The 13,796-nt window shown below is 46.0% G+C and carries 11 protein-coding genes and 2 pseudogenes; 7 read left to right on the top strand and 6 right to left on the bottom strand.

From position 1 onward, the window contains the following. Positions 1–57 precede the first annotated feature (57 nt). From GC090_RS21120 to GC090_RS21110, 3 genes are all read right to left on the bottom strand, one after another. Positions 58–1,368 carry a cytosine permease gene (locus GC090_RS21120; protein ID WP_039339351.1) on the bottom strand — a complete coding sequence of 437 codons (1,311 nt, stop codon included), beginning with the start codon at positions 1,366–1,368 and terminating at the stop codon, positions 58–60. Positions 1,369–1,379: 11 nt separating this feature from the next. After that, complete coding sequence (locus tag GC090_RS21115; RefSeq protein WP_226374662.1) at positions 1,380–2,018, bottom strand: helix-turn-helix transcriptional regulator; 639 nt, start codon at positions 2,016–2,018, stop codon at positions 1,380–1,382. 73 nt (positions 2,019–2,091) lie between these two features. After that, positions 2,092–2,505 (bottom strand): GNAT family N-acetyltransferase, encoded by a 414-nt coding sequence (locus tag GC090_RS21110; protein WP_033742594.1) that lies wholly within the window; start codon positions 2,503–2,505, stop codon positions 2,092–2,094. An 890-nt stretch (positions 2,506–3,395) separates the two neighbouring features. Here GC090_RS21110 and GC090_RS23310 point away from each other — a divergent pair. Beyond that, a pseudogene (locus GC090_RS23310) lies at positions 3,396–3,672 on the top strand (DNA polymerase III subunit theta). 185 nt (positions 3,673–3,857) lie between these two features. Here the strand turns inward: GC090_RS23310 and GC090_RS21105 are convergent. Then, positions 3,858–4,141 (bottom strand): annotated as a pseudogene (locus GC090_RS21105) (biotin carboxylase N-terminal domain-containing protein); the annotation flags it as partial. A 533-nt stretch (positions 4,142–4,674) separates the two neighbouring features. Here GC090_RS21105 and GC090_RS21100 point away from each other — a divergent pair. From GC090_RS21100 to GC090_RS21085, 4 genes are all read left to right on the top strand, one after another. Continuing rightward, entirely contained in the window at positions 4,675–5,364 is a 690-nt protein-coding gene (locus GC090_RS21100; RefSeq protein ID WP_110268448.1) for a fimbria/pilus periplasmic chaperone, read from the top strand. Positions 5,365–5,381: 17 nt separating this feature from the next. Further along, complete coding sequence (locus tag GC090_RS21095) at positions 5,382–7,967, top strand: fimbria/pilus outer membrane usher protein (RefSeq protein ID WP_324021668.1); 2,586 nt, start codon at positions 5,382–5,384, stop codon at positions 7,965–7,967. A 62-nt stretch (positions 7,968–8,029) separates the two neighbouring features. Beyond that, entirely contained in the window at positions 8,030–8,575 is a 546-nt protein-coding gene (locus tag GC090_RS21090; protein WP_205956009.1) for a fimbrial protein, read from the top strand. Between the two features lie 278 nt (positions 8,576–8,853). Then, positions 8,854–9,612: a fimbrial protein gene (locus GC090_RS21085; protein WP_324021666.1), complete on the top strand. Its 759-nt coding sequence runs from the start codon at positions 8,854–8,856 to the stop codon at positions 9,610–9,612. Positions 9,613–10,257: 645 nt separating this feature from the next. Here GC090_RS21085 and GC090_RS21080 read toward each other — a convergent pair. Further along, positions 10,258–10,407, bottom strand: coding sequence for a hypothetical protein (locus tag GC090_RS21080; RefSeq protein WP_289368240.1), 150 nt, complete (start codon positions 10,405–10,407; stop codon positions 10,258–10,260). A 384-nt stretch (positions 10,408–10,791) separates the two neighbouring features. On the opposite strand from GC090_RS21080, the gene GC090_RS21075 reads away from it, so the two are divergent. After that, positions 10,792–11,934, top strand: coding sequence for a lactonase family protein (locus tag GC090_RS21075; protein WP_416381887.1), 1,143 nt, complete (start codon positions 10,792–10,794; stop codon positions 11,932–11,934). A gap of 22 nt (positions 11,935–11,956) precedes the next feature. Here the strand turns inward: GC090_RS21075 and GC090_RS21070 are convergent, their stop codons facing one another. After that, complete coding sequence (locus GC090_RS21070) at positions 11,957–12,859, bottom strand: AraC family transcriptional regulator (RefSeq protein ID WP_324021664.1); 903 nt, start codon at positions 12,857–12,859, stop codon at positions 11,957–11,959. 147 nt (positions 12,860–13,006) lie between these two features. On the opposite strand from GC090_RS21070, the gene GC090_RS21065 reads away from it, so the two are divergent. Continuing rightward, complete coding sequence (locus GC090_RS21065; protein ID WP_232368669.1) at positions 13,007–13,717, top strand: SDR family oxidoreductase; 711 nt, start codon at positions 13,007–13,009, stop codon at positions 13,715–13,717. Positions 13,718–13,796: the final 79 nt, after the last annotated feature.

Below are 13,796 nucleotides of genomic sequence, written 5' to 3'. Positions count from 1 at the left end.
GAATGTACCCGCCTTAAACAGCGCAGATTAGTCTGTGTCAGGGCATGTTTACGGCTGTCAGATTCCGGATATGCTTTCACTGTCCCGTGACGTCATTTGTCCTTTGATAAAATTCAGTACGAGGTACATCAGGCAGCCAGCAATGATTGAGTTCAGCGCCGGTACGCCGTAGGTGACGTAATAACCCGCTACCGCGCCCAACAGGCTGGCGATGATCGCATTCCAGCCGAAGTTTTTCGTCTGCGCTTCGTCGGGTAAGGCGTTCCTGCGCCGGCTTTCGTCCAGTACCTTCCTGTCACTTTTCAGAATGAAATAGTCAACCATCATGACTCCGATGACTGGCGGGAACAGGACACCCAGCAGGTTAAGAAAGTCGACGAAACGGTCAAGAATGCCCATGACCGACATCGTAGTGCCGGCAAGGCCGATGAAAAGCGTGATAACCACGTACGGGATTTTTTTCCCCGTAAAAGCTTCAATCGCGTTGGCCACGCCAAGCGAGGACGAATACAGGTTGATGTCGTTGATCCTCATCGTCGAAAACACCACGACGACCAGCCCAATGCCGCCTGTGACCTGACTCATAATGGTCACCACGTCTGCAGTATTCAGTATCACGGAAATGATCACTGCCAGCCCGTTGATAACGTATTCTCCCGCAAAGATGGTCAGAACCGTCATGAGCATGACCTGCCGGCCGTTGCTGTAATAGCGTGTCAGGTCTGGCGTTATCAGGCTGGCCACGATACTGCCTCCCACCACAAGCGTAATGGCATCACTGATGGAAAGACCTTTTCCTGCTTCAGACAGCGCCGAAAGCGCCCCCATGTCCTGACCTGTCAGCAGAACGGTAGAAATGTATAGAACGCTGATGGCGAACGCCGGGACCGCTATGCGGGCGGCAAAGCGTAGCGCTCTGAAACCGAAAGCCACGATAAGCGTCAGGGTAAGACCTGAAAGCGCAGCTGCCCAGTGGAATCCGAGTTTCTGGCCAAGGGCATGATCCAGCGAACTGGCAAAGACGGAATTCTGTATGCCAAACCATCCCAGGAGACTGACGGCGATAAGCAGACTGACCAGCACGGAACCTCCCCGGCCAAAACCGCACCAGCGAGCCAGCAGGCTGCCGGAGATGCCTTCCCGCATACCGGCGTAACCCAGCCCAAACGTTGCGACAAAGAAAATCAGGCTGCCGGCGGTGATGGCGATGAAGGCGTGTGCATAGCTCATTGAGTGGCCAAGGGTGGCCCCCAACATGAACTGGTCCAGCGCAGTCAGCATCCCCATGTGAACCAGTGCCACGCCCCAGAACGGCAGGCGGGCTGCGGCCGGAACCCTTTCAACAGAATAATTTTCATGCAAGCTCATAAGTGCTCCGGTCAGATAAATTTTATGCCTTTATTAATGGCAAATTCAGGCAGGTAATTCTGCAGGTTTTTATGTAAGCAGAATTCATAGAGCGCAGAAACTGAATTAACTCCTGTCTTTCTGTATATATTTTGCATTTTGTTATTAATGGTCTTTGTGGATAATCCGAGTTGGTTTGCGACCTCTTTCTGACTCAGGTTTTTCATCAGATAAAAAATCATATCCATTTCCGAACGAGTGAATACAGACTGGTCGGACGCTGTATGCAGGACGCCCGGTTTTTTATCACTGATACATACGTACGGGGAAAGGACCCTTATTTTTCTGGCATTCCACAGTGTCCCCATACAGACACCGTTCGCATCCCTGAAGGGTATTTTCTCACTGATATAAGGGTAGAGTTCTTTTCGGCCAAACCAGAAGTCGGTCTCTATCACGCTGACGCCTTTTCCTTCTGATTCCGCCTTTCTGTCATGTTCAATAAACCCTTCCGCCTGCTCCGCCCACGTTGTGGGAAATTCGCAGTCAAGTTTACCCTCAAGATCGAAAGCCGCCGGTGTGCAGGTGTACATGCGGGCGGCTTTGTTCATAAAAAGATGTCTGGACTGGCAGTCTTTAATTCCCCACGGTTCATCCAGTTTTTCGATCATTTTGATCATGATGGACAGTGTGTTCGCGCAGACTCTCTTATACTGCATACATACCTCTGCTTTCGCAGGTATGCTACGTAAATTCTTTTGCCAGGTAGTGACGTCTGAACTTATGTGCATAGCCTGAGAGTGATCCATACTCTTTGTAACCGAGCTTTTCATAGAACGACCTGGCCTGAAAATCGAACGTGTCCACTGTGGCCATGTGGCAGTTTCGGTTTCTGGCTTCTGCTTCAGCAGCTGACATCAATTCTTTTCCATATCCCTTACCTCTGATACGTTCAGCGATCCATAAATACTGAATTTCAAGAGTCCCCCACCAGGTCTGAGCGATCAGACCCCCAGCTACGTTGCCATCATCGTCTGTGCAGTAAAGCAGAAAGGGTTCGATTTCAACGGGATGGAATGTGGCGTTGTGGCTCCAGAGTCCATCAGTGATAACGTTTTTTTCCTGGTGGGAAGGATTGGTAATAAGTGTGATCTTCAAAGTACGTTCCTTGCGGCTTGCAGATGTATAAAGCAGATTACTCTCTGTGGAATAAGAATCCTTATACACAAGTCATTGCATCTGTCAATGGGGTGAATAACCCCATTTACTCCATTCCGGTGTGGTGTATCCTACGTAAATGAAACAACAGACCGGAAGATGCTTAATTCCCTTTTATTTTCTGCAAGGGTATATAAATAAAAAACAGACTGCAAGAAATTTAAAATGGCATTGTTTTAGTAGTATATTTCTGGCGCATGATGGGTCTGGATTAGGGCATTCAGCCATGTGATTTTTACATAATATAAACAACACCAGGGAACGCTATTTTTTCTCGTTTATATTCACTAAGATTTTTTATAAATTCAACGTTCTGAGCTGTCTTAACAAAATTACCAGGTTCCATAATAAAAACTCTATACCTGACAATCTGTTGAGTGACTTTTTAAACTCGCCGTATTTTTTATATCAGGACGAATTAATCAGTAACATGATTTATGAACTCAGGAAAACGTATCGCAGTTAAAGTGATCATGAAATCACGATGACTGCTAACGAATACGTATATTATGAATCGCTTACAACATTTTTCCTGAGCAGACTGTGCAGCAGGCCACTCATCTTTGCATGCTGGTCTTCTGTCACATTACGAGAGAGAGTCTCGCTAAATAACTTAGGTTTTCTCAAGATAAGGTTAAAGAAGCCATCAATTCCGTGCAGAAAAAGCTGGGTGTAAACTCCCGGAAAATACTGAGAGCATCTGTCACCCGCCGCGCACTATTGAAGCTTTCCCTGAATGTGTCTGACGAAAAACCGCACACGTAATCCCACCGGCCGTTCTGGCCATTATATCACCCTCTCCTGCCGCCTTTGTCTGTACAGACACCATACTGTATTCAGGAAGAGTTACTACGTCACATGATATTGCAGCGAAAGACAGGCTGGAGCGGTATAAAATCAATATTGATCTCGCAGCCTCAGGCGTTGTGTTGTCTGTAAAGAGCAAATGAATAAACCCTTATCCCGATGGAAGCAGAACTGCAGCAGTCAGAGGTACTGCGGGTTTATTTTCATGAGCGCCTCGACCGTTAGCGCCAGATTTCCCTGACTCTGCCAAAGAGCGCCGATCCGGTTTACCTGAAAGAGGATAAGCCTGAAGGAAACTGATGACAGGTCAGCTGGTGGCCGGAGTGCGTTCCCGACCGTCAGGTTGCCCGCGTCACTATCAGCGGTATCTTCATAAAAGCGTCAGGATGATAATTCCGGCTGAACGTGAGGGCGCAGGCGTTGTACACAACTGAAGAACTCAATAACCCCTGTTTCTACGGAGGCAGCCCGAACCTGAACGCAGGTGAACTTTTCAGCCTCACCAGATAACTGGCTGTACTGGTGACGCGGCAGACCTCGGCGACATCGACGAGTAATTCGCTGCCTTCCAGCAATGCATATCTTCGGCTTTCGCCAGAGCACGGGCTGTGAGCCTCAGGCCAAAGGTTCGCAACTGCTGCGGCGTTGGGCCGATAAAAATCCGCCCTGCGGACTCACAGGCTTCCGCAAGCGCGGCATTTTCAAAGAGAAAACCGTAACCCGGGTGAATTGCCTGCGCGCGACTTTGCTGCGCTGCGGTGATAATTTTCAGATCGGTGTAAGCAATAATTATGTAAATGCAAAAAATGAATCAGTCTACCTAACTGGAATTTCTGATAGCGCACAGGCTCATAACCACCACCTCTTTCCTGTTTAATCAGCAATATCAAAAAAGTCGGCTATTCATGGACAGCACATTCACAAACATCAATGCTATCTAATCTTTTGATAAAAGAATTCATCTTCTTTAACAGGTTACAGGTGGGCGCACAGACTTCTTTTGTAAAGAACAGCAAATATCCACATTAATTCCGGAGACCTTTTTTAAGTTAACAATTGATTTAAATCAAACAACGGAATTGTTTTTAGTAAAAAACAAAAGATTAATTAAAAAAATCATTTCAGGATAAAAAGAAAACTTCATATTTATTCAGATCTCATATTTAACAAAATAAAAAAGAAAATGGTAGAGTTATCCTTCACATCATGACTAACCCAGGTCTAATAAACTAAGAGGCCGATATCAATTTATGAAGTCATGTAGTTGCCGCATCAGGGTTTTTTGAGGTTAAATTGTAGATCATGTCAAAAATACGAAGTGTTATAGCTGTATTTGCGTTTTTTTTAGTTTTCCTTAATCACGCCATTGCTGATGGTGGTATTACTATAGAAGGAACAAGACTTGTTTATCCAATGGATGATAAACAACTGACTTTCACTATATCTAACACATCATCCAAAGATTCTTTTTTGGTACAGTCCTGGGTTGAAAATCAGGCAGGTATGAAAGTCAAGGATTTGATTGTAGTCCCTCCCCTTTATCTGAGTGGTCCTGAGGATGAGAACATTCTCAGGCTCATTCTTATGAATCATAATCTGCCGGAAGACAGAGAGTCTCTTTACTACTTCATTGCGAAAGGTATTCCTTCAATCGGAAAAAAAACTGATGATGAGAATAATGTCCGTATCGCCATAGCAAGCCGCATTAAATTATTTGTGCGTCCGTCAGGGTTAAGCCCCTCTCCTGAGAAAGCTCCGGCAAAGTTAAGTTTCATGAAAAGTAATAACAGCATAGTTGTAAAAAACCCAACACCTTATTACCTGACCATGGTCAATATTAAATACGGCTCACAAAATATCGAAAGCATGATGGTTAAACCTTTTTCAGAGCAATTATTAACATCAGGGGATACAAGCTCATCTCTGATTATTTACTCAACCATTAATGACTATGGTGCGAACACTCTCCCAATTCATGCCAAAGTGCTATAACAAAAAAAGCAATAAAAATGGAAAGAACATCTTTTTTTGTGAAAAGTATTTTTATATTGACCGTAATTTTAAACCCTAAAATTAGTTTTGCCCGACTTAATTTTGATCCAGCTATGATTTCAGACAATGTCAATAATGTAGCTGATTTATCTGTGTTCTCTACCCCGGGCAGACAATTACCTGGAAATTATAATGTTGACGTGTATTTAAATGGTTCATTCATTGAAAAGAAGAACATTTATTTTACTTCCATACATTATATGAATATAAAAACAAAAAGCGTAAGAGATGATACCGGTTTAATGGCTTGTCTCAGGCCGGATTTTTTTCAAAGTATCGGCTTGAACTTTAACACGTTTACTAAGATAAATAATACGTCCCGAACGAAATGTTTTAATCCGGGAGAATATATAGACTCTGCGTATACACGATTCAGCTTCTCCAAAATGAGGCTGGACATTAATATCCCACAAGCATATTTAATTTTAAAAAACAATGAATCAACGAATGAAACTGAATGGGACAACGGCATAAACGCGGTTTTTTTGAGCTGGCAATATTCAGGAAATAAAAACAGTACCGTATACGGAAATGCCTTTAATGATTATATGAACTTAAATTCTGGCATAAACACAGGCGCGTGGCGTTTACGCGATAACAGTATACTAACTCGATATAGGAGCAACGGTAAGCGAGAGCATAATTGGGAACATCTGAATACTTATTTAATGCGGCCTATCGTTCCATGGAAGAGTAACCTCGTCATAGGTAATACACAGTCGAATGGAAACATATTTGAATCTTTTTCATTCAGTGGTTTTAAAATAGGGACTGATTTAGCAATGTATTCCGACACGATGCAGGGCTTCGCGCCGGTAATCAGAGGTGTCGCTGCCAGTAATGCCGAAGTGTATGTTCGTCAAAACGGTAATCTTATCTACAGCACGGCAGTGCCTGCAGGGGCATTCTCTATTACTGATCTGGCTTCCGTCAGCAACAGTGGTGACCTCAGGGTTACGATTGTAGAAACTAATGGTACAAAGACACATTTTGTTGTGCCTTATTCTTCTGTACCGGTTTTACAACGAGAAGGACGTGTTGTTTATACGCTGGCAGCCGGGAAAGTCAGAGATACTAACAACTTATATGATCCGCTTAACTTTGCGCATGGAACTTTTCAGTGGGGTGTAACGGATGATACAACCATTTATGGTGGCACGCAGCTAGCAAACCGTTATCAGGCGGCTGCAATCGGTGCAGGTTTAAATGCTGGCTTTCTCGGTGCCATATCAGCCGATGTTACCCGGGCAGAGAGTCTTTTAGCTGATGAATCGAAGCATAGTGGTGCTTCATGGAGATTGATGTATGCAAGATCTCTGTCATCGGTAGGGACAACATTCCAGTTAATGGCAAACCGATTTTCTACCAGGGGTTATTACACGCTATCTGAAGCGGCTTTGAAAAAAATGAACGGATGGGCCAGTGATGATCTTTCAAACCGCATTAATCCTAATAACGATAAAGTAAACTGGGGTGATTATTACAACCTCTATCAAGCTAAAAAAAATCTTATACAGGCTAATATAACACAACGACTCGGGGAAGTAGGCTCGCTGTATCTGACTGCAAGTCGGCAGACATATTGGAGTGGCATGACACCGACCACTTCTTTTCAAGTCGGATTCAACAGTTCATTCTGGAAGGTTAATTATCAAGTCTCCGCAGGGTATAGTAAATACAGCGATCAGCCTTATGCTGATAAGAGTATATACCTCTCTTTTTCACTTCCACTTGATAACTGGTTATTCAATAGAGGTATGCTGAGTAATAGTTACCTGGCATACAATATTAACAGCGGTAACGGCAGTACCTCTAATCAAATGCAGCTCAGCGGAAGTGCTCTGGAAAACAATAATTTAAACTGGGGTGTTAGTCAGGTTTATAACCAGCGGGAGGGTAACTCCGGCGACGCTGCCATTGATTATTTGGGTACCTATGGCGGTATTTCATTGGGTTACGGTCAGAGTAAGAATTACAGCCAGTTAAGATATGGAGCTACAGGAAGCGTGGTACTTTCGTCATATGGTCTGACGTTTGGTCAGCAGCTGAGTAAAACTAATATTCTTATTAAAGCACCTGAAGCATCGTATATACCTGTAACTGATAGTCCGGGAGTGAGAACTGACTGGCGTGGTTATACAATCAAAAATAATGCTTCAGATTATCGTCGAAATCGTGTCGCTCTTAATGTCGGCTCGCTTGATCAGTTTACTGAAATTAAAGAGCCCGTCAAATACGTTACTCCTACCGAAGGTGCGATAGTGCTTGCAGGTTTTAACGTTCGTAAAGGGCATCAAGCTCTTTTAAACCTGATTTATCAGGATAAACCTTTACCTTTTGGTGCCGGTGTTTCTGTCTCTGACGATGATAAAGCCGGAATTATTGATGAAAATGGAGAGGTATATCTTACCGGTTTAAAGGAGAAAGGATTGCTTAGGGCTAAATGGGGAAATCATACAGGCGAACAATGTACTGCCCATTATGACTTTTCAAAAATAAAACAGGATAAAAGCATTATTCAAATGTCTCTGGTGTGTAAGTGAAATATGAACTATTGCAAACATTCTTATTTCAAATTTTAAATGAAAACTATTGAGGATCTAAAATGCCTTCAACCAAAAAGTTCAGTACTGCTTTCTTGATGAATATCTTAATTGCATGCGTAGCTACTGATGTTTATGCGGCAACCGAAACTGCAAAAATTAATGTTACAGCAACGGTTGTTGATAATACCTGTACGCCCGGCTGGAGTGCTTCTGGAATCAATGTATCTTTAGGCCGGGCATCTCTTAGAGATTTTACGGGCACAGGAGAATCTGGTGCGGCTAAAACATTTCATCTGGATTTAGAAGGCTGTGGCGCTGGTGCTAAATCAGTTACTGTGACTGCAAATGGAACCCCTGACGGAACCAATCAGACACTTTTTGCAAATAGTACCCGTTCAGGAGCTGCAGGTGTAGCACTCGGTCTGTACGGTGGTAGCACACAAGCAACCCAGCTTTTGCCCAACGGCAGCAGCTCCGTTGATTATGCGATAGTGGATAGCAAAGTGAGAATGGATTTTACCGCAAAGTTAATCCAGACGTCTGCCACCGCACCCACGGCTGGTGATTTTAGCAGTATTGTCACGCTCAACGTTGCGTACAACTAATTAGCAAAGCTGCCCGTACCGGGTAGCTTTTATTTCACTTACTGAAAATGACTGGCGAATGTCGTTTATTCTTAACGGCATCGCCCTTCAATGAGTAAATACACAAAATGAATAATACGCTGACTTTTAGCTTTTTCCTTAAATTTTTTTTGGGGGCGAGATGCAAATTCATAGTTTTCTGTATCATACCTGTGCTTGTCTGTTCTCTACATTCCCGGTCTGTTTTTGCAGATTCCGTCAGCGGCAGTTTTACCTGCACGTCAGGTAAGGTATGCAGAATGCAGTTACAGTCTGTTTATAATGGCCATAGCATTGAGCCTGCATACGATTATGATATTACAGGATGGAAAAGTGACGATGCTCAGGTTGATAATGATTCTGTCATTGCCAATGTTACATATACTTATAGTGATGGTACGTATTCATACGCAAATAATATAAAAATCCCTCTCAACCATGAAAAGAACCGTTATTTCCCCTCAAACCGCCCTGATTCAAATAGAAAGGTAGAGAAGTTAGTAGACACTGTATACGCCACATTCAAAAATGAATCCTCTGAGACTAAAACGATAAGCATAAATATTGATCACCGATATGGAGAAAACTCCGACAGGTTTACCTACACAGTCAATGTATTGCCCCCACCGCCTGTTTGCACGACATCTGTCAGTAACCCGAATCTGGATATGGGGACCTTTACCACTTCTCAACTCGCCGCTCTTTCTCCTGGTCAGTCGACTGGTGTCAGTAAAAGTGTGAAAGTTATTTCACAGTGCTCTTACAGTGCTGGTATTAATATTAGCCTTAGCACCAATAAGGTAACATCTGGCGGGTATCTCGTTGCTGGCGGCGGTTTGAATTTCCTTACCGATATTGATGGAAAAAAAACAGTTTTCGGCTCTGATGGTAAAATATCATTTTCAGTTAATTCCGCCAGTCGTGTTTTTGATTTGGGTTTCACAGGTGTCCGTTCCGACGATAAACCTACTGCGGGAAATTTTAATAACATTATTACCATCACCACAACACCTTTATAGCGTTAAACTCAAATTTTATATTAATTTCACTCTGCTCGCCTTATCGCGAGCAATTTTTGATATGTCTGTCTGAATGAATGCGGATATAAAAAGAGGACGAATTCGGCTTAGATTATTAATTGAAAGAGTTTAGCATATGAATGATATGATACCCGATGCGAGTCACTTATGCGGTAATTGACCAGACAGATTTTATCGCTTTTCCCGCCCCCTGTATTTGGGCAATTTTCGAGGTTTTCTCTGAGTCAGCCTGTTGTATGGCAACTTCCGCCGTTACCACAACTCAAGGACAGAGTGTCAGGGCGATGCCCTCCTCCCCCCTTTTCATTTTCTCTTTTACCGACAGAGGGTTAGCTTCATCTTGTTTACTGGAAACCGTCCAGAGCCCCGCTTTTTATTTCCGGACGACCGGGTTATTCTTCGCACACAGGAGAAAAGCCTGAAAGCGGACCCGGTGAGGATCAATATATCCCCGCCGAAAAGCTTTTACAGATGCGCGAAAATACATTGCACCATTACAGAGAATGGCAATTAATTATTCGGCTCGAAGAAACGCAGGTTTCTTTTTAATTCACCATGATAAAATAACCACGCTATATCATGTTTCTGACATTGAATTCGGTTTTACTTAAGATAATAAAGTTTTCAGGCTGCACAGAAGTGACCTGCGGTGTTCGCATCTGTATCAAACACCAGACCTGAACCTGAATCGTTAATAATGATGAGTCGGGAAGAGTCTGCGTCAGCAAAAGCCTTTTTATTCAAGCCTTTATCCCCAAACAGCTTTCTGCCCATTCCCCTCCTGTGACATCCCCCATCCCCAGACAAAACATTTCCGCTTACTACCGGAAAAACACTCTCTGTATCCCATCAGAGCTTGCTGATAATTTATCCAGACTCTGGCTTTACATTCCCAATACAAACGCTTAACGGACACCTTCAGAAAACCGCAGCCAGGCATGCGTGCCATGTAGAGGCGCTTCTGACAGGCCGAAAAGCGACACGACAAAGTGGATGGATACTCTCCGCCACACTTTTCTGGTAATCGTTTCGACGTGAAGGCAAAGCGCGCATCACTGAAACGCTGCGTTCTGCCCTTTTACTCACGGCGCAGTCACTGCATTGATGAACGGGCAACCGTTATATTCGATTAATGACACTGGTAAATAGGGAAAAATTATGAATAAAACGATTCTGACAGCAGCCGCCGTTGCAAGCGTTACGGCCTTCGTGCCGTTTATGGCTCAGGCATCTTACGCGTATGTGGGAACCTATAATCCTGATGGCGAAGGGGTTTATCGATTCACGATCAATGCGCAGGGTGAACTGTCGGGAAAAACGTTGGTGAGTCAACTGCCCAATCAGGCGCAGATGGTCGCGTCAGCCGATGGTAAACATCTCTATGTGGCCAGTGAGACCGAAAAAGGCAGCGTTACCGCTTATCAGATTGACCCGGACGGCTCGCTCACGGCATTAAATCAGGTTGACACTCAAGGTAAGGGGCCGGTTTATCTGTCTCTGACACCCGACCAGCGTTACCTGATGGTCGCCAATTATGTCAGCGGCAGTATCACAGTGTTTGCGGTGACGTCAGAGGGTAAACTGAGCCAGGCCATCGATCATCATCAGGACAGTGGCCCGGCAGGCGCAGGCAAACCCGCGGCGGCACCGGAGGGCAGTTTTGCTATTAGCGATCACAACGGTCCGCATGCACATATGGTCGCCAGCGATCCTACGGGCCAGTTTGTGTACTCGACGGATCTGGGACTGGATCGCATTTACCAGTATCACCTGAATAAAGACGGTACGCTCACGCCCGGTAAACCCGCATGGATAAATGCCTCGTCAGCAGGAGCAGGCCCGCGCCATTTCGTCTTTAGCGCCGACGGTCGTGCGCTCTGGTTAGTCAATGAAGAAGCCTCGACACTCACACATTACCTTATTAATCCGCATACCGGTGCCTTGCAGGAAAAGGCCACGGTTTCTACGCTGCCTGCCGGTTATAAAGGCACCAGTTTTGCAGCCGGGTTAGTTATTGATAAGGCCGGGAAAAATCTTTACGTGGCCAACCGTCTGCATGACAGCATTGCGCACTTTGAGGTCAATGCTAACGGCACACTGACGCATAAGGATGATGTGTGGACGCGCGGTGATTACCCACGAACGCTGACGTTATCCCCCGATGGCAGCATGATTTACGTGATGAATCAGCGTAGCGATAACATCACCAGCTTCAGAGTGGACAAAGCGAGCGGTGCCATCACCTTTACCGGAAACTACGTTGCCGTTGGCGCGCCCTCTCAAATGGTTATTGTGCCCTGATGCATTATTCGGGTGCGGGTCATCAAAGCGACCTCACCTGCTGAAACGCGCCTACCCCACGATGATCTCTGGCGTCCCGCGCGGGCGGGATGCCAAACAGACGACTATATTCACGGGTAAACTGCGTCAAACTGTCATAACCCACCGTCGACGCAACGGCAGCGACGTTACCGGGCTGACGAAAGAGCAGATTACGCGCAGCATAAAGCCGCAGATGCTTTTGATACTGCAACGGAGAAAATCCGGTGCTGGCTTTAAAACGACGATGAAATACCGAGATACTCATGTTGGTCATATGCGCCAGTTGTTCAATGCGCACCGGCGAAGCATAGTGCGTTTTCAACCAGCTCACCGCACTGCGGATGGATGAAAAATAACTGCTTGTGTCAGCAGCCTGACGCAACAGCGCCCCCTGGGGGCCACGCAACAGGCGGTAAACAATTTCACGCTCCGTTAAGGGCGCCATCACAGCAATATCTTCGGGATGATGAATCAGACGCACCAGTCGCAACCAGGCATCCAGTAATGTTGCATCTGCATCCTCAACAGCAAACCCCGGTCCGTCCGGTGGTTCACTCACTGCGGGTGACACATGCAGTAATGCTCTTATCACGGCAAGATCGAATGTCAGGCGCACTGCCAGATAAGGCGCTGCATCGCTGGCACCCACAATCTTACCGCTTGCTGGCAGATCGACAGACGAGATAAAGGCCTGCCCGGCGCTATAGCGAAAGAGACGCGATCCAATCTGCAGTTGCTTCTCACCCTGCAGGATCAGGCTAATAAAGGGCGGATAAACCTCAGGCGGAAGAGTAAGAGGTTGCGTGACCCGGTAGATGTCCAGTCGTGGGATGGCCGAATGCGCGTTTGCACCCACAGGCCAGTCCTGCACGCTCTCGCGCAGGGCGTCTAATGCCGTTGTCATAAGCTCAGCCTTACGCAGAATTAAGCAGAAACAGGCAAATAATAAGCAGAATTCAGGCCGCGCGGCAATGATGTGCGCACTAAAATCAGTGCGGAGAGTGCCGCAACCGGAGCGAGAAAAGCGATGAATATTAAAGGGGCAGTAATCATGATAACCGGCGCATCGTCGGGCATTGGTGCAGCAACCGCCCGGGCGGCTGCACAATCTGGCGCGCAGGTGGTACTTATCGCGCGGCGTAAAGAACGCATTAGCGCGCTGGCGCAAACGTTGGGAAACGCCATAGCGATAGCCTGTGATGTGACGCGTCATGATGAGATTGCCAACGCCGTTCAGACCACGCTTAGCCATTTTGGGCGCGTTGACGCGTTAATCAACAATGCGGGGCAAGGGCTGCATGGTGCCATTGACACGATCGGCAGTGAGGACTTCATGGCACTGCTGGACGTAAATCTGGTTGCGCCACTCAGGATGATGCAGGCGGTCCTACCCGCGATGCGTCAGCAAGGACGCGGCAGCATTGTTAATGTCAGCTCAGGTGCAACGCTGGCAACCTATCCAGGCTCTGCGGCCTATACCAGCGCGAAAGCCGGACTGAATATGCTTTCACGTGTTGCCCGTCTGGAGCTGGCTTCTGAGGGGATCACGGTATCGACTTTCTATCCCTTTGTGACCGCGACAGAATTTTACCAGTCCGTTAAATCAGGCCGTGAGCAGGCCAGCGCGCAGGAAAAAGAGATTGCCGCCTTCGCGCATTCACCTGAAAAAGTTGCTGAAAGTCTGTTAATGCTACTTGAGAGCGGGGATGCCGAGCAGGATCTGGTGCCGGAAGCTTATGGTGGCAGCGTCCGCGACGCGTAAAAGGCCGGGAATACGCATCACCTTTACAGCCGTTTTTGTTTAGCAAACAGCGCGCCGATAACATGCCAGAGCGCATGGC

The sequence above is a fragment of the Pantoea sp. JZ29 genome (assembly GCF_035190385.1).
In the GTDB taxonomy this organism is placed as follows: Bacteria; Pseudomonadota; Gammaproteobacteria; order Enterobacterales; family Enterobacteriaceae; genus Pantoea; species Pantoea stewartii.
This window is presented reverse-complemented; position numbering and strand designations above follow the sequence as displayed.

Coding starts and splice junctions, on each gene's coding strand:
- GC090_RS21120 (WP_039339351.1), bottom strand. CDS start 1,368: ATGAGCTTGCATGAAAATTATTCTGTTGAAAGGGTTCCGGCCGCAGCC.
- GC090_RS21115 (WP_226374662.1), bottom strand. CDS start 2,018: ATGATCGAAAAACTGGATGAACCGTGGGGAATTAAAGACTGCCAGTCC.
- GC090_RS21100 (WP_110268448.1), top strand. CDS start 4,675: ATGTCAAAAATACGAAGTGTTATAGCTGTATTTGCGTTTTTTTTAGTT.
- GC090_RS21095 (WP_324021668.1), top strand. CDS start 5,382: ATGGAAAGAACATCTTTTTTTGTGAAAAGTATTTTTATATTGACCGTA.
- GC090_RS21090 (WP_205956009.1), top strand. CDS start 8,030: ATGCCTTCAACCAAAAAGTTCAGTACTGCTTTCTTGATGAATATCTTA.
- GC090_RS21085 (WP_324021666.1), top strand. CDS start 8,854: ATGCAGTTACAGTCTGTTTATAATGGCCATAGCATTGAGCCTGCATAC.
- GC090_RS21080 (WP_289368240.1), bottom strand. CDS start 10,407: ATGGGCAGAAAGCTGTTTGGGGATAAAGGCTTGAATAAAAAGGCTTTT.
- GC090_RS21075 (WP_416381887.1), top strand. CDS start 10,792: ATGAATAAAACGATTCTGACAGCAGCCGCCGTTGCAAGCGTTACGGCC.
- GC090_RS21070 (WP_324021664.1), bottom strand. CDS start 12,859: ATGACAACGGCATTAGACGCCCTGCGCGAGAGCGTGCAGGACTGGCCT.
- GC090_RS21065 (WP_232368669.1), top strand. CDS start 13,007: ATGATAACCGGCGCATCGTCGGGCATTGGTGCAGCAACCGCCCGGGCG.